Source organism: Bacillus sp. TCT6 (genome assembly GCF_056033845.1).
Window position 1 is genome coordinate 3379745 of record NZ_JBVYHX010000001.1, and the last position, 17336, is coordinate 3397080.

General features: G+C 32.5%; 17 protein-coding genes. 4 read left to right on the forward strand and 13 right to left on the reverse strand.

Going from position 1 to position 17336, the window contains the following annotated elements:
* Nucleotides 1-173 precede the first annotated feature (173 nt).
* Nucleotides 174-812, forward strand: a complete 639-nt coding sequence (locus AC0ONG_RS17110; RefSeq protein WP_001241258.1) for a YczE/YyaS/YitT family protein — start codon at nt 174-176, stop codon at nt 810-812.
* A 92-nt stretch (nt 813-904) separates the two neighbouring features.
* Here AC0ONG_RS17110 and AC0ONG_RS17115 read toward each other — a convergent pair whose 3' ends face one another.
* The 3 genes from AC0ONG_RS17115 to AC0ONG_RS17125 form a co-directional block, all read right to left on the reverse strand.
* Nucleotides 905-1222, reverse strand: coding sequence for a hypothetical protein (locus AC0ONG_RS17115; protein WP_000809494.1), 318 nt, complete (start codon nt 1220-1222; stop codon nt 905-907).
* Between the two features lie 320 nt (nt 1223-1542).
* On the reverse strand, nt 1543-2118 hold the full coding sequence (locus AC0ONG_RS17120) for a histidine phosphatase family protein (protein WP_000109172.1): 576 nt from the start codon (nt 2116-2118) through the stop codon (nt 1543-1545).
* A gap of 83 nt (nt 2119-2201) precedes the next feature.
* Nucleotides 2202-3017 (reverse strand): alpha/beta fold hydrolase, encoded by an 816-nt coding sequence (locus AC0ONG_RS17125; protein ID WP_000640338.1) that lies wholly within the window; start codon nt 3015-3017, stop codon nt 2202-2204.
* A 403-nt stretch (nt 3018-3420) separates the two neighbouring features.
* Here AC0ONG_RS17125 and AC0ONG_RS17130 point away from each other — a divergent pair, with 403 nt between their 5' ends.
* Nucleotides 3421-6165 (forward strand): sensor domain-containing protein, encoded by a 2745-nt coding sequence (locus tag AC0ONG_RS17130; RefSeq protein WP_000773541.1) that lies wholly within the window; start codon nt 3421-3423, stop codon nt 6163-6165.
* 75 nt (nt 6166-6240) lie between these two features.
* Here the strand turns inward: AC0ONG_RS17130 and AC0ONG_RS17135 are convergent, their stop codons facing one another.
* Genes AC0ONG_RS17135 through AC0ONG_RS17150 form a run of 4 tightly spaced genes read right to left on the reverse strand, consistent with a single transcriptional unit; the run spans nt 6241 to nt 9595 of the window.
* Complete coding sequence (locus AC0ONG_RS17135) at nt 6241-7305, reverse strand: undecaprenyldiphospho-muramoylpentapeptide beta-N-acetylglucosaminyltransferase (RefSeq protein WP_000047566.1); 1065 nt, start codon at nt 7303-7305, stop codon at nt 6241-6243.
* A gap of 48 nt (nt 7306-7353) precedes the next feature.
* A complete protein-coding gene (locus AC0ONG_RS17140; RefSeq protein WP_136996393.1) occupies nt 7354-7704 on the reverse strand; it encodes a DUF6572 domain-containing protein in 351 nt (116 codons plus the stop codon).
* Complete coding sequence (locus tag AC0ONG_RS17145; protein WP_000739090.1) at nt 7701-8612, reverse strand: SDR family oxidoreductase; 912 nt, start codon at nt 8610-8612, stop codon at nt 7701-7703. The genes AC0ONG_RS17140 and AC0ONG_RS17145 overlap by 4 nt, the downstream gene beginning before the upstream one ends.
* Nucleotides 8609-9595 (reverse strand): UDP-N-acetylglucosamine 4,6-dehydratase family protein, encoded by a 987-nt coding sequence (locus AC0ONG_RS17150; protein WP_000932978.1) that lies wholly within the window; start codon nt 9593-9595, stop codon nt 8609-8611. Before AC0ONG_RS17150 ends, AC0ONG_RS17145 begins: the two co-directional genes overlap by 4 nt.
* A gap of 457 nt (nt 9596-10052) precedes the next feature.
* Between AC0ONG_RS17150 and AC0ONG_RS17155 the strand changes: the two genes are divergently transcribed.
* Entirely contained in the window at nt 10053-11231 is a 1179-nt protein-coding gene (locus tag AC0ONG_RS17155) for a DUF2515 domain-containing protein (protein ID WP_000372811.1), read from the forward strand.
* Nucleotides 11206-11607: a CBO0543 family protein gene (locus tag AC0ONG_RS17160; protein ID WP_042595508.1), complete on the forward strand. Its 402-nt coding sequence runs from the start codon at nt 11206-11208 to the stop codon at nt 11605-11607. Before AC0ONG_RS17155 ends, AC0ONG_RS17160 begins: the two co-directional genes overlap by 26 nt.
* A 22-nt stretch (nt 11608-11629) precedes the next feature.
* On the opposite strand, the gene AC0ONG_RS17165 is transcribed toward AC0ONG_RS17160, so the two are convergent.
* The 6 genes from AC0ONG_RS17165 to AC0ONG_RS17190 all read right to left on the reverse strand — a co-directional run bounded on the left by AC0ONG_RS17165 (nt 11630) and on the right by AC0ONG_RS17190 (nt 17201).
* Nucleotides 11630-12055: a YfmQ family protein gene (locus AC0ONG_RS17165; protein WP_000214632.1), complete on the reverse strand. Its 426-nt coding sequence runs from the start codon at nt 12053-12055 to the stop codon at nt 11630-11632.
* A 20-nt stretch (nt 12056-12075) separates the two neighbouring features.
* Nucleotides 12076-12747, reverse strand: coding sequence for an LrgB family protein (locus AC0ONG_RS17170; RefSeq protein ID WP_136996395.1), 672 nt, complete (start codon nt 12745-12747; stop codon nt 12076-12078).
* Between the two features lie 23 nt (nt 12748-12770).
* On the reverse strand, nt 12771-13127 hold the full coding sequence (locus AC0ONG_RS17175; RefSeq protein ID WP_000878483.1) for a CidA/LrgA family holin-like protein: 357 nt from the start codon (nt 13125-13127) through the stop codon (nt 12771-12773).
* Nucleotides 13128-13160: 33 nt separating this feature from the next.
* Nucleotides 13161-14594: a MocR-like pyridoxine biosynthesis transcription factor PdxR gene (gene pdxR, locus AC0ONG_RS17180; RefSeq protein ID WP_000454960.1), complete on the reverse strand. Its 1434-nt coding sequence runs from the start codon at nt 14592-14594 to the stop codon at nt 13161-13163.
* A gap of 186 nt (nt 14595-14780) precedes the next feature.
* Nucleotides 14781-14972 (reverse strand): hypothetical protein, encoded by a 192-nt coding sequence (locus AC0ONG_RS17185; RefSeq protein WP_000006462.1) that lies wholly within the window; start codon nt 14970-14972, stop codon nt 14781-14783.
* Between the two features lie 513 nt (nt 14973-15485).
* Nucleotides 15486-17201 carry a methyl-accepting chemotaxis protein gene (locus tag AC0ONG_RS17190; RefSeq protein WP_000008148.1) on the reverse strand — a complete coding sequence of 572 codons (1716 nt, stop codon included), beginning with the start codon at nt 17199-17201 and terminating at the stop codon, nt 15486-15488.
* Nucleotides 17202-17336 lie beyond the last annotated feature (135 nt).

Genomic DNA, 17336 nt, shown 5'->3' on the forward strand with positions numbered 1-17336 from the left:
TCTCTCTCCATTATAATCCTTAAAACGAAATATTTTAACTTTTTTGACTGTGAAGATACATATTTCATTTACATTGTTAACATTTTTAAACGAATGATAAAAAGACATAATATTTGTACATTAAAACCGTAACAGGTAACATACATAATTATAAAATATGGGAGGTTTTAAAGATGAGGCTAACTCTCTTTCGCTATTTTCTTTTTTTCTTAGGATTAATTTTCTTTGGCCTTGGAAATGCTCTTGCGGTCAAAGTTAAATTTCTAGGCTTGCACCCTTGGGAAGTTTTAAATATGGCTCTCTACCAAAAGTTTGGATGGACCATTGGTACGTGGAGTGTCATATGTGGGTTATGTCTCGTTCTAATATCTTTACTAGTAGATCGAAAATATATAAATGTCGGTACATTTTTGAATGCACTACTTATCGGTCCCATTATGGACTTTTTCTTACAATCAAACATGCTTCCAGACGCTAGTAATTATTTATGGATAAACTTACTCATTTTATTTTCTGGTATTGCCATTACAGGTATCGGGGGAGGGATGTACGTTGCAGCTGGGATTGGCGCTGGCCCCCGTGATGGATTCATGCTTACTATTTCCGACAAAACAGGACTTTCTATTAGCCGTGCTAGAATCATAGTAGAATGTATTGTACTAGTTGTTGGATTTATGCTAGGCGGTCCTGTTTTCATCGTAACTTTTCTGTACACCTTTATTCAAAGTCCAATCTTTCAGCAATCATTTAAGATGTTTCAAACACTTTTACATACTTTACATAACAAAAAGAAAATTAGTGAACATATTTAAAGTACAGCTTAATGCAAATAAATTCACCCTATTTACGACTCCCGCCGCAAATAGGGTGTTTCTGTTTTTATCTCGCAATTTAAGAATATATACTACTCATTCACAATAAAAGTATATACATCATCATAAATACAACCATTTACTTTAATCACATACTTCCCAGGTTTATTAAAACTAATTGTGTATTTATTTAACTGAATTGCTTCTTTATCTCCAGAAAGAATATCAATACTTCTGCCACTTAATACATACAATTCATTTAGATCCATCGTTACATCAATTGTATTGAAATTTTCCACTTTCACTTGCTGTGCTTCCGCAACGCTTACACTTGGTTCTAAAAACAGTAGTCCACTTAATCCAATCGTCCCCGCTAAAGCAACTCCCGCAAACTTTTTAATCTGTTTCATTACAATGACCTCCTTATAGATTTTGCGTAAAGGTGATGTCCCCCTTACACCACAAAGCCTATATGTAATGAAATGAAAAGTAAACGGGGACTGTAAGACAAAATTCTACATCTTTTTCTCCTATTGAATATAAATCCAACGTTTGGAGTTTTGACACATTTAAAATTGTTTCCCTAAACCAATTCCCCCATAATTTATTCAAATACTGAATAATTACTTATTGATTTAACATTCTAAAAATAGTTGATAAAGATGCTTTCTATTCAAAAAAAGACTTTGCTATAAAAGTAACTTTTACAACAAAATCCATGCAACTAATTTTATTCCGCTTTCCATAATCTCTCTACATTCATTAATTGTTCTTCTTTAAACTCCATCTTATATATATCCGGTTTTGACGTATTCATTAAAAATTCAAAACCATATTGTTTATCAAAATAGTTCATCATTAATGTCATGACAAGCCCATGTGTACCAATTACAATTTTGCGTCCTTGAAAATCTATTAAGATTTCTTTTAATACTTTCACTACTCTTCTCTGGCAATCTGCATATGACTCTCCTTCCGTTCGTGAAAAGTCCGGATTAGAGAACATCTTCTGTACAAGTGGATACACCTCTTTGTCTGATATAACCTGACCCTCACTTGAAAACATACACTCTTTAAGATTTTCATATACTACTATTTCTTTTTCATGGAAATTAGCTGACTCCTCTATCGTTAACATAGCCCGATTATAGGGACTGGAAATAAAAGTATCAATTTTCTCCGCTTTTAATATGTCAGTTACTCTACGGGCATCCATACGTCCCTTCTCAGTTAACCCGCGCATTCTTTCATTTCCTTCTAGTTTTGGTGATTCACCATGTCTAACCATATAAATATATGTGCTCATAATTTCTCCTTAATATTGTTTATTAGTTAATACATCACGTTCATTTATCCCATTTCAACACTTAAGTGTAATACTAAAATACTTTATAAAATGTGCTGATTTGTTCGTCTAATCCATTCTCCTACTAAACTCTCAAATAATTCAGGCTGCTCAATTTGCAAATTATGCCCTGCCATATCTAACACTGCTAATGTTGCCCTGGGATATTCTTCAATAATTTCTATAATATTTTGATAACCTACTGATATATCTTGTCTTCCAGTCAGTAAAAGAACGGGCTTTTCATATTTTTCACGCTGAAAATCCATAGTAAGAGAGTAATTCTTTTGCAACCTTTCAATAAATTCATAATTAGCAACATCTAACCCAGGCTTAATTTCTTCTTTAAATCGCGTATATGTATATTCATTTGCTATTACAGCTAACTCACAAAATTTCTCTCTTTCCGTGGAAGTAAGCGTATTTAAAAATTCCTCATCTTGTACAATTACCTGTTTATCTGGAAGAATCCTTTTTTCTGGCTCCGCTACAACAACAGGACATACTAATAGTAATCCGCTAACTCTCTCAAACATCTTTGTAAGTATACCTTTGGCTAAATAGCCTCCATATGATTCTCCTACCAATAAAAATTTTTCAGTAGAAATGATTTCCTCAATAAATGTGATAAGCACTTCTACTATACGATCTGAACTATTTATCCAATTTGGAGCGTTCGATTTCCCCATACCAGGTAAATCAATATATATTCGCTTATAACCTTCATATTTCTGAAATACTGATTCCATACATTTCATCATTAACCTATGATCAGGGGCGCAGCCATGTATGATAATGACCGGTTTACCCTCTCCCACAATTTCATAGTATATTTCTGCATCTTTAATTCGATATATCATAAAAAAACCTCCCTATTTAGTGGCAATACTATCCACTCTGTAAGAATACACGTTCTTATTTTATATCCTTCCCCTATATTTTCACAAATGTTAATTTTCAGATTTAAAATAAAAATCTCGCCTAAAAAATCCTCATCATTTTATATGCAATTTTGCATCTCCACTTACAAATCACTAAAAAAACTTTACAATTCAAAGGATGACTAAATATACAATTTCTATTTAAAATCTTGATACAGTCTATACTATCAACCACAATGTTTTTTAATTTTAAGAATACTTACACTATTTAACACTTTCCTTATAAACATGATTTTTATAAGGAAATCTGATACAATTCTTAAATAATATTATTATGTATAGATATAACGAACATAGTACATAATTAAAGAAGGTGATTTCATTGAAATTAAATAAAAATTTACAATTATGTATATTAATTGGGACATTAATATGCTATTCAATCTATTTTATGTTTTTCTATCTGTTCCCTACTCATTTTTCAAATTCAGATGTACGCTTCGCTTCACTTATCGTTGAAGCCATTACATTTGTATCACTGATTTACTCTATATATTCTAAAAAAGTCAGTTCAAATCCGTTTTGGATATGTATTACAATAGCAATTGGTAGTTTTTTATTAGGGAAAATAGTATATACATATCAGGATAGCTTCTTCGAAATTCCAATACATCGTTTTACTGTTTCTGATGTATTTTACATGTTTTTTCTATTTTTCTGTCTTATCGCTTTCTGCTATAAAATTTTAAAGGAATGCAATAAATGGGAAAAAGCGTTCTTTATTTGTGATATATGCATAGTGCTTACTTCCATATTTACATTAGAATGGTATTTATTTAACCAACCAAGTTTAAATATATTCTCTCTTTCACTAGGAGATGTTTTCCTTTCATTTTTATACCCAATTGCAGATTTATTATTTCTGCTGCTAGGTGTTAGTCTCTTTTTCCGTCCAACAATTTTTAAATCCAAACGGAAAATTTATATCTTTATTTTTGTATTAATAAGTTCTGCAACTTTTAACTATATTTATTTTTACTTAAATAACCACTTATCAACTGAAACGATAACATTATTACGTCTTTTATATAGAATACCTATATTACTTATTGCAATAGCTGGCTCTATTCCAGAAGATCATAATAGCCATAAAAATTATTTCATTGTAAACCCTATAATAGGAAAAAAAGCTTTAGTTGTATTTCCCTATCTTGCTGTTGCAATACTAATCGGGTTTACATTAAAAGAACAAACATCATCTTCAACTCTCATTACAGGAAATTGTATTACTTTTATTTTCGTACTCATTCGTCATTCTATCGTACGTATGCAAAACAATTCCTTAACAAAACGTTTGCAGGCATTTAATGCCCAACTAGAAGAAAAAGTTACTTTACGGACGTCTGATTTAGTTCATAAATCAGAGGCTCTTTCTCAAAAACAACAAAAGTTTAAATCATTATATGAATATCATCCTGACCCTATTTTCACCATTGATTTAAATGGAATATTCTTAAATGTAAATAAGGCTGGGAGTGTACTACTTGGTGCACCAACGGATGAGTTACTAGGTGAAACTTGTTTTTCGATTATTTTAGATGAAGATAAGCATAAGCTAGCATTGGCATTAGAGAAAGTGAAACAACAAGAATCGGCATCCTTACAACTTAGTTCTCAATATAAAGATGGCTTTACTTATTTTTTATACGTTACAATCATTCCTATTATAATAGACGGACAAATTTCAGGAAGCTATATTATGGTGAAAGATATTACTGCACTAAAAAAACAGCAAGAAGAAATTAAATATTTAGCATTCCATGACACAGTAACGAAAATTGGGAACCGTGCCTTTTTTCATAAAAAATTAAAGAGAGTTATAAAAAATGCTAAAATAGCAGAAAGCGAGTTTGCATTATTATATTTAGATTTAGATCGCTTTAAAGCAATTAACGATACACTTGGACATTCGTCAGGAGATTACATATTAGAAGAAGTAGCAAAGCGATTCCAATCATGTCTTCCATCACATACTCATCTTTCAAGAATCGGTGGCGATGAATTTACAATCATAATTGAAAACTATACTGACGAAGATTACTTATTCCAATTATGTAACCAATTATTTGAATGCATGAAAAAATCATTTATCATACATGAGCATAAATTAACTTTATCACTGAGTATCGGCATCGCTATTTATCCACATTCCGGAATCGATACCGCTACACTCCTGAAAAACGCCAATGTTGCAATGTATGATGCAAAAGCAAAAGAGCTTAACTCTCTCTCTATTTATGACGATGTAATCGCTAAAAAAATTGAAAGACGATTACGATTAGAAAAAGATTTACCAAACGCACTACAAAATGAAGAATTGTTCCTTTTGTATCAACCTCAAGTTGATAGTGAATCTAATAAAATCATCGGTGCAGAAGCTTTAATTAGGTGGAATCATCCTGAATTAGGTATTATTTCTCCATACGAGTTTATTCCGATTGCAGAAGAAACACTACAAATTATTTCAATAGGAAAATGGACATTAGAGCAGGCTTGTAAGCAAATGAAACGTTGGCACGGACTCGGATATTCACATTTAAAAATAGGTGTAAATTTATCTGCTAAAGAATTTGAACAAGAGGATTTTGTAAGGTCTATTTCTTCTACTTTAACAAATACAGGTTTACCAGCAAGCTCTCTTGATCTTGAATTAACAGAGCGAATTGCAATGATGGATGAACGAGAAACATTGATAAAACTGCGTACACTAAAAAGTCTAGGGATTCACATTTCAATCGACGACTTTGGTACAGGTTATTCTTCGCTAGCCTACTTACCTTTATATCCAATTGATACATTAAAAATTCCGAGAGAATTTATTACAATGTCTGAAACATGTGATGATGGAATGGAAATTATTAAAACAATCATCACATTAGCAAATACACTAGGAATGTCTGTCATTGCTGAAGGTGTAGAAACGAAAGAGCACGTAAATTTCCTTCAAAAAAATAAATGTCAGTTTATTCAAGGTTATTATTACAGTAAGCCTATTCATATTGATGCATTTACTGAGCTATTAGAAAACGGCATTCACCCATATTACATAGCTAATTGGAATAACTAACAATAAATTTGAACAAATATAGTAAAAAGGAAAGAAGATACCTTCTTTCCTTTTGTTTTTCCATTTACATTTCTATTACTTCACCACATCATTTATTATATCTACTAATTGATGAATCCCCTCATCATTTGTTTTTTTATATTCATTCATGTTTTGAATATATTTCTCCTGATTTGTATACAACTTATTTACTGCATCTATAAATGTATTCGTATTTACTCTGTCTTGGAGTATTACTTCCGCATATCCTTGCCGTGAAAAATATTCAGCATTTAAACCTTGATCTCCCCTACTGGAACTGTTAGTTAACGGGATAAGCAACATCGGTTTCTTCAAAAATAACAATTCAGAAATAGCAGTAGAACCCGCTCTGGAAACTACAACACTTGCCATATTTAGTATATGCGGCAACTCGTCTCCTATATATTCAAATTGCATATACCCCTCCATGCCAATAGATGGGTCTACCTTCCCTTTACCACATATATGAATAATATTAAAGTTTAATAGTATTGTATCTAAACATTTCCTTACCATATCATTTATCCATTTAGCACCTTGACTCCCACCCATAATTAATAACACTGGTTTATCTTGTTGAAATTCACAATATCTTCTTCCTCGTAATACGTTACCCTTCTCAATTTCTTCCCTTACAATCGGTCCTACATAAACCTTCTTCTCATTACTTACATTTTCTCCTGTCTGAGGAAATGTTGTGCATAGCTTTGTAGCAAAAGGTAATGCTATTTTATTGGCAAGTCCTAATGTGCTATCTGGTTCACGTATAATTATAGGCACACGATTTAACCATGCTCCTATAGCTACAGGAACTGAAACAAATCCTCCTGCTGAAAAGATAACGTCAGGCTTTGTTTTCTTAATTAATTTATAACTTTGTAAACAACCGCTTATAATTTTAAAAGGATCTTTAAAATTCTCCCAATCCCAATATCTCCTAAGCTTGCCCGTTGAAACACTATTGTATTTAACATTTTTCACTAATGATTTTTCAATTCCATTTTTGGATCCAATATACTCGACTCTCCATCCTTGCTCTATAAATTTAGGAATTAATACAATATTAATCATAACGTGTCCGGCTGTACCGCCCCCAGTAAAAAGAATCGTTTTGCTCATAACTTATACCCACCTTTATTATTAAAAATCTAGCTTTATATTTACCTTTTAAATGTAAATAAGCTTATTATTTTTTATATAAATCTTTAACTCCACCTCTATATCTTGTAAAAGATCTTTAATGAGTTCATAAAAATCATTTCCATACTCACTACACTCATATTGAGCAAAGATTTGAATCACATACCTAGTTTCGGTCTCTAATGCTGACTTTATTCGATTAACCCTTTTTTCTTCTACATACGCTTGATATTTATGTATTGCCTCATAAAGACGCAATACATGCGCTTCTTCATCTTTCCAGTCCAGCGTATCAACAATTGAAAGAAATAGCGTATTTTGATTATCTATTACTTCATAACCATTCATATATTTCTTACACCCTTTTTTGTTTTTCATTGAATGCAGATGTCACTACACTTCGCATACTCAAGTACATCTTTTAATGATTGATGAAATTCAATTTCTGGGACCCAACCTAACCTTTTTATTTCCTCTATTACTAAACTCTCATTTGAGTCGCTCCCACTTTTCTCTGTTTCCTCTATAAAAAAATTTAGCTGTGTTAATTCTTTATATTGTTCTAGTACATCTAATAAAGATCGTTTTACTCCTGATCCGATGTTATATTGTTTTCCATTTATTCCATCTCGTAATAACACATGATACGCTTTAACCGCATCACGTACATCTAGAAAATCTCTACTATCTTTCAAACTGTTTACTTCAATAATAGCTTTACTTCTACCTGATTCTATATCTATCATTTTCTTTGCGAGAATCGAACAAATGCCATTCGATACCCCTGGACCAATTAAATTTGAAGGCTTTGCAATGATAATATTTGAATCCATTAATTCTCCCCAAGCCTCTGCAATAATGACTTGCATCGTTTTACTTAAACTATATGGATTTGAAATTTTCATTTCGTCCATACTATCTGCTTGCAAAGCAGATCCTATAACTAATGTTCTACAATGCGATGCTTCTTGCTTAATTGCTTCTAATAAATATAACGTTCCTATTACGTTAATCTCTATATATTCAAGAGCAGATGTCCAAGATTCTATGACCGAATTCCTTCCTGCTAAATGCAATACGTAGTCTGGCTTTATTTGTTTCATTACCTTTATTACTTCGCTCTTATTAGTTAAATTACAAGTAATACCATTTCTAATTTTTTCTCTATGTGCACGATTTTGAAACATAGGAATTACATGAAAGCCCTGCTCTAAAAAATATTGGCAAGCATGGCGTCCTGTAAAACCATTTGCACCAGTTATTAAAAGGCTCGCATTTTTTTTCATCGCAAAAATCCTCCTTTTAATAGCATTTGTTTCACCTCATGTTTTGCAAGTAAGTCTTGTTGAGAACTAAAACTCTTCACATCCACTAGCGGATAGCTAGAATAATATTCTTGAAGTCCTTCTATAGGAATGGTCGGTAGTACCACAAAATAATTTTGATCAAAACTTATACTTGTTTTACTCTCTACCTCAGATAAAAGCATTTCACTTAATTTTTCACCTGGTCTTATCCCTACCTCTTTTACCTTAACGTTCCTTTTTTCCGAATCTTCAATTAACACTTCTGCTAAATCTGTTATTTTACATGCCGGCATTTTCATAACAAAGATTTCCCCGCCTCTACCTTGATATACGGCTTTAAATAACAATCCAACAGCATCTTCAACTGTTAAGAAAAATCTAGTCATATTCGCATCGGTAATCCCTACTTGTGAAGATTTTTTAATTTGTTGTTTAAAAAGCGGTACTACACTTCCACTCGTCCCTAAAACATTTCCACCACGAACACAAATGAATTTTGTTTTCTTCGTTTGTATATTCGCATGAACCATTAATTTTTCACCAATTGCTTTTGTCATCCCATACGTATTTGATGGATCAGCTGCTTTATCCGTTGAAACATATATAACTTTTTCAACTCGCATCTGTATAGAGGCTTCAATTACATTTTGCGTACCATGTATGTTGGTTTTTATAGCTTCATAAGGATAATACTCACATACTGGAACGTGTTTTAAAGCTGCAAGATGAAATATATAATGTACACCTTGGCAAGCATAGACTAGTTGATCTTTATCACGAATATCTCCAATAATAAATTTTAACCTTTCATCATTTATAAACTGTTGCTGCATTTCAAACTGAACCGTTTCATTTCTTGAAAAAATTCTAATTTCTTTCGGTGATTTTTCTAATAGTTGTTTTATAAGTTCATGCCCCCACGAACCTGTACCACCAGTAATTAAAATTGTTTTATTTAACATTCCTTTTCCTCCTACCAAACATCTCAATTTAAATAGTATTTATTGAATTATTTTCAATTGATTCAAATCATAATCGTCGTTTGTTACATTTAATTGACAAAATAAAAAAACAGAAACTATTAAACAACGTTTCTGTTTTTCATTTCACCTCACAACAGTAAGATTTTTTATACTGTTTGCATGATAAATAAATTCCTTGTAAAAAAACACCGCTCATTTATTTCTTATACTCGTAATAAAATAAAGTGAAACTTTAATCAGTGGGGATATTGTTCATCCCCCACTAATTATCAGCCCTCACCAATCGGGCTTTTACGGGCAGTTGATCCCCCACCGAACATCTTTGCTTCCGCTGAATTTTGAGGTGGGGATCTTACTACCCGGCAAATAGCGGGATAAATAGAATGATTCATAGCCAATAATCATGTTTAAATTTATGAAAAAGGGAGGTAACGGAATGGACCAAAGCAATTCAAATCATACATATAACGGACCTTCCAAAGCACTGCCCCTCTCCCTATTCGATGTAAAAAATGAATTGAAACAAAAAAGCAAGCTTATTCCTTCTGATACCTTGTATAAATTAACGAAAGAAGAGCAACTCATCATCAACAAAATAAAAATACAAACAGAACAGCTAAATAAAAATAATGTTACAAGAACACGCGCATACTACCAATTTTACATTCAATATCCAGAAATACATTGGGCACTGCTTGGACATATGGTATCACGTAACGGCGGTTGGAATATGACTGATTTAAAGGGCGATTTATATACGAGAATCTTATCAGAGAAAGATCAATTCATATTTTTTTCTTTTTTAGAAAGAGGGAATTGGCTTATTTTCCAAGATGTATACCCTCAATTTTTACTTTACGAACAAAGTGTAAAGAAATCACAAAAATTATTTCACCTTCTCCCTCACCTAAATGTTTCTACATTTATGGAAACGATGTGGAACGATTTTTGGAAAACAGGCAACAAAAAAACATTAGCCATTGCAACTATTATTAATGAACAAAACTACTTAGAAAAAAGAGTGATTCAAAATGTACAATTTAAAAAGACTGTACTAAATAGTATTGGATTTAAACTCTTTGATTTCTTTCAGTTTAATCATATCCTTTTCCCATTCTACGAAAATGATAAGAAACAAAAAGTGTTACTATTTGGTGATACAATGAAACATTTCACTTCCTTACATGAACGAATATTAATTGGAAAAAGATTATATTCATTATTATTTCGAGATACACATGTTTTATCTCAAATAATAAGCTGGGCCCAACACCATCCGCATACGGGATCAAGGAAAGATTACTGGCCCCATTTATTTTCAAGTGTAAATGAATCTTTTTCCCGTGAGTTTTATAAGCGCCGAATAAAAAAATGCCAGTTACGAAATGACGCTTATCGCATATACAGCCCTGCACTCATCTATGCATGGCGAGATATGAAGCATGAGGAAGTTGACAGTGAAGATTGGTTTACCGATTGGCAAGTTGTACATTATTTAGTTGATAAGGAGGAAAATATAAATGGACAAATTACAGAAGACTACTGCAAAACACTCGAAAAAATTGAACTCGCAATTCTCGCAAAGAAAAATGTCCTCCTCCGAGAAGAAGAATGAGTTTCTAGCATTAGTAGTTACAATCTTTCTCTCTGCTATTATTGGAACTTGTTTAGATGCTTTTTTTGTTCATAAACAAATATATTCCTTTCCAGCTAGACCCTTCTCATCCACATTTTCGGTTAATATAGCTTTTACATTATTCGTACTGCCGATTTTAACAGTTATCTTTATACACATTTCAAAAAAATTATCTAAAGTTTCTAGAATTCTATTTATTATTTCAATTGGTATTTGTGCTAGCCTTTTTGAACAGATTGCTGAAAGTTTAGGTTTATTTATACACAGTACGAATTGGAACCATACATATTCTTTATTTGGTTATATGATTTTCCATTCTTTTATTTGGAACATATATAATTGGATAAAAAAATAAAGAGACCATTATAGGTCCCTTCTTAAGCATACTCTTCCATTATTGCTAATGGTGCCAGTGTTTGTAGGCTTTTAGAGCGTAAACGATAGGCAACGACTTTCTTCTTATATTGCTTAATGACATCAATATGTTCCTCATAGCTATATAGAGAAAACCTAATCTCTTTATTCCCTTTCTTCGTATCAATGACTATTGGTGTCCCTTCTCCGTGCGGCGGGAAATAATGTTTATCTAAAAACAAAGCTTCATTAAATTCATGAATAACTTGTAGTTTCATTTCTCCCTCTATATTTTTTCCATCTATTGATATAGAAGTATTTTCCGCCTCAAGTTTTTGATGCAACTCAAATTTACTAATAATTGATTCTACAACAGAAGTGGGCATACTAGAAACTAATACTTTAATAGCTCCAAAAACAAATAATGTAACTATAAACCATGTTGTCATTGTTATCATCTCCATTACATTTAAAAAATAAATTTCGTTCCATACGGTATTAGTATACTAATGAGTATTCCAGTTACAATCATCGTTACCGAACCGATAGTCGCTTCTTTCTCGCCTTCCTTCACTAAACGACTCACACCGATAATATGTGATGCACAGCCCATTCCAACTCCTTTTCCAATCGTACTTGTTATACTGAAAAACTTAAGTACTGTCGGTCCGACAATAGCACCTGTTATCCCTGCAACAACTACAAAACTAGAAGTCATAGATGGAATACCACCAATTTGATCCGCTAATGAAAGGGCAATAGGCATCGTTGCTAACTGTGGTAAAGTAGTTAATATAAGTTCCTTATCTATATTTAAAATTCCGCCAATCACTACATTCATGCTCGTTACAGCCACTATACCTATCACTACTCCGATAAGTATCGATAAAAAATTTTTCATCAGTATCTTTCGCTCTTTAAATAGAGGTATGGCTAATGCTACAATTGCAGGGCTCAATAAGCTTGAAAGAATGTCTCCACCATTTTCCCTATACTCATGATGAGAAATACCAAAAATCAAAAATAAACAAATCATAATTGCCGTAACTGTTAACACCGGTAACATAAATGCAAACGTAAATTTTTTATATAGATTTGTCGCCAAGAAATAAATTGCTACAGTAATAATAATTAAGACCATTTGAATCGTGCACCTTGTCGATTTTATTTTTTTGATGTTACTAATAATTGACTTATATAACCTGAAACAATTAAAGTTACTATAGTACTTGCAACTACTAAAAGGAATATAATACTCCCCTTACTTAAAAGAAAAGATCCGTATTCCATGAGCCCTGTTGTCGAAGGGATTAAAAATAACGGTAAAAATACGATTAACTTTTCCGCACCTAACTCAAACCACTTTAACGGTAGAACGCGAGTGAAAAGAAACAGGAACAGTATTAACATCCCTATTAAACTTCCCGGTATTGATAGATGGAATATTTCCTGAATCCACATACCCACTAAGCTAAATACATATAGCACGCCTACTTGAAGTAAAAGCGTCACGTACTTCATTTATTTCCCTCATTTCACTATCACACATCCATATTATGAAATCTCATTTAGCGTGTAAGCAAACCGTTTAATTCCAAGTTGAATTTGTTCTATATTCGCTCTACCAAACGTAAATCGTATATATTCATTTTTCGAACCTAAAACACTGCCCGGAACAAATGCGACACCATTCCGTATAGATTCACCTAATAAGTGATATTCATCAAACTTTCCTTTCACTTTACACCATACATGTATTCCACCCTCTGGCACGAAACATTCAACTCGGTCTCCCAATGTTCCTTCAAGCTCTGTAATTAATTCATCTCTTCTTTGCTTTAATTGTCCACGAAGTATCGTAATATGTGTATGAAAATCCTTTGATTCTAAAAATTGATTTGCTACCCACTGCGTAAATACACTATGGCCAAAATCAACTTGTTGCTTTGCATCTGCTAAACGCTCAATTACTCGTATAGGACCAATTATCCATCCAATACGTAATCCTGATGCAACAATTTTTGATAATGAACTTATATAAAGAACATTTCCATTTTGATCCATTGATTTTAATGTCGGATTCACTTCTCCATTAAAAGAAATTAAACTATACGGATCATCTTCTACAATTGGTATACCGAACTCAGAAGACAGTTCTAAAACCTTTTTACGTCTCGCTAATGAAAGTACAGTACCCGTTGGATTCTGATAATCTGGATTCAAAAATACCATCCGAATGCGATGCTTTTTGTGCAAATCGATTAAGTCATCTGGATTCATTCCATGCTCATCAACAGGTAAATGAAATATGTTTAAACCGGCCGATTTAAACATTGGAAGCGAAAAACAATACGAAGGATCTTCAATCGCGATCGCATCGCCAGGTTTTAATAAACATTGAACGATAAGATTAAGCGCCTGTTGTGCTCCAGACGTAATAAGAATAGAGCTTGAATCTGCTTCAATTTGTTTATATTGCTGAACATGTGCTGAAATTGTTTTTCTCAACATCTCATTTCCAAGTGGATGGTCATAACCGAGGTTTTCCATAAATGTTTTCTCCGACAAAATTGTTCGAAATCTATCACTTGGAATTAATTCTGGTGACAGTTCACCACTTGCTAAATTAATTAAATCATCTTTTTGTGTTTCCGTTCGAATTTGTTGAACGAGTGGTACGTTAGGTAAGAATGATCCGTCCTCCACGTACCTACCCCAGTTCGGTATTCGTTTATGTGAGACACCCCATATGTCTGTATTGACCCGTGTTCCGCTTCCCTTTTGCCGTTCTACTACTCCAAGTGATTTTAATTCTTCATACGCAGCTACTATTGTACTCCGGTTCACCTGTAATCCCTTTGCCAATATACGCTCAGAAGGTAACTTACTATCAGAAGGAAATTCACCTGAAGAAATGCCTCTTTCAATATAATCAGCAATTTGTTTATATACAGGTGTCTTATCTGCACGATTTGGTTTCCATTCCATCTAGTTCCCTCCTTTCAAAACGAACTATCCTCATTTTTTACTAACAGTATTCACCGTAAAAATAGTATTAATTAGTCACATTTTCTTATCCGTAAATGGATATATCCAAAATAGTTCTCTTTCTGATTACTCGATAGCTTCTGAAATTCCAACTTCATACTCTCATTTCAGTTCTTTCACAAACTATCAAATCATTACCACATACCATGTTACCCCAACCAGTAGAACAAAAAGAAGAAGAATATAGATTGCAGATAAGTTTTTCACATTTCTTTTTGTAGACTTGCCGTAATTCTCCTCCACGTTTCTTGCAACTAGTACAGTCCCAAATAGCGATACAATTACAATAATAACGACTAGTGAAATTGCAAAACTCATTGTCTTTTCACCTCTCTAAGACCCATCTATTTTAATTAAAGAACTTACATAAAAACCTTCCTCTTTAAAACGCTGATAACATACTACCTTTCTTCTCTTATCATAATAGATGTTTGTAAAAAGCGGACCAACCACTTTCGCGTTTTTTTGCTCATCCACTTTAAAAATAAAAAGCAACTGATCACTTAGGACCAGTTGCTTTTTCGCAAGGTTAATTATATCCATTTTCCACTTGAAATTAACCCGATTTAAAAGTTTGATTTTTTCATAATGAAAAGTATCGTTCACACCATTTACAAAAAAAGAACCTATGAAGGTCCTTTTTCAAATTATACAACACAGCACTATGTTGAGTATCTTAAAGTTTATACTAATGATAAAGTGAAACTTTAATCAGTCTTCACCAATCGGGCTTTTACGGGCAGCAGGCCCCTACCTAACTTCTTTGCTTCCGCTGAATTTTGAGGTAGGGGTCTTACTGCCCGGCAAATAGCGGGATAAATGTTAATAGACTTATTCTTCAATAATGAATTGTGAAATTAGCATTTCTAAATTTTCGACTTTCTTTTTCATTTCATTAGATTTCGTCGTTATTTCTTGAATCAATGTGGCTTGTGCTTGAATTGATTGTACCGTTCGATTCGTTTCTTGTGCGACTTGTGTTGCAGTTTCAGAAACTATTGACAAAGAGGCATTTACTTCTTCTGTCCCAGCAGACATTTCTTCTGTGGCAGCAGACACTTCTTGAATTTGGGTCGTTATTCTATTAATATCTTGCATAATAGATGAAAATGCGAGTTCTGCCTTATGCGCTGCTTCTTTACCACCACTAGCCTGTTGTTGACCTTTTTTCATTACATGAACTGTATCCTCTGTATCTTGATGTATAAAACGTATTAAATTATTTATATCATTTACAGATGTTTTAGATTTCTCAGCTAGACCTCTTACTTCAGCTGCAACTACTGCAAATCCTTTTCCATTTTCTCCAGCACGTGCTGCCTCAATTGCAGCATTTAAAGCAAGTAAATTCGTTTGTTCCGCAATATTAGTAATAACATCTAACGCTTCTTCAATTTGTTGTGTACGCGTAACAAGTCTATCAATGACCTTAGAAGTTTCTTCGACAACTTCATTCACGCTATTCATTTGATGAATAGATTGTTTTATAACTTCACTACCAGAGTTTGCTTGGTCTATTGTTGCAACAGCAACTTCAGCAACCATCGCTGAAGATTCAGCTACTGTTTGAACACCAGTTGCAATTTCTTCCATTGAAGTTGAACTTTCTTGAATACTAGTCACTTGTCCCTCTATTTCTTTATTTATTTCAGAAGTAGTTCGAACAACCTCGTTTGATATATGTGCTGCCGTTTTCGTCTCTTGTAGCATATTTTCAGTTGAAACAATCACTTCTTTCGCCGTAACCTTCACCTGACCGACTAATTGTTGCAAGTTATCTAACATACTATTAAAGGACTGTACAATATGGCCTAATTCGTTCTCGGATTTATAAGAAGTTCGAATTGTTAAATCTCCAGCAGATACTCGTTCCATATCTTTTTGTAATAATACAATTGGTTTTTTTATAGCATTTTTTGTTATAAAACCAATAAAAATGATTATTATGATTCCAACAAATGAAATAATTACAAATGTTATGATTGTATTTTTCACACTATTAACATTCTCTTTTTGTAGCTGTTCAGCAGCATTATTATTATATAAAATAAGTTCACGAATAGACTGAATTGTTTTTTCCATATTAGGGTCAATTTCTTTTAAATAATAGCTATAGGCTTCTTCATTATTAGTCAGTCCCAAATCTTGTGCTTTTTTCATTTGTACTCTTAAATCTTTAAATTGACTTTGAAACGCATTATACAAATCTTTTTCTTTATGAGAACTAATTCTAGTTTCAAATTGTTTTAACAGCTCATCATTTTCTTTTCTAGTCTTATCCATTTCTATTATGAGTTCTTTCATTCTTTTTTCATCTTTCGATATCATAATCTCCATAAAATTCATATTAACATGGTAAAAATTTGATTCTACAATTCCTATCCATTCAATTGGTAATAGTCTTTCTTCATACATACTAGAAGATGCATTTTCACCTTTTTGAAGCCCTAAAAACCCGAGTGAAGATAACATGATACAAGCCAAACTCGATATAATGACTAACACATTTAATTTCGTTCCAATTTTACTATTTTTAATAAAAGACAACAAAATCACTCCATCTATATATTATATTTTACTTGTTTTATATTACAACAACAATCGACATTTATCGACATTTTTTTATTAATCTTATAATTATATTCGAAGAACTTGATTCTTATACTATCAAATACTAAAAAG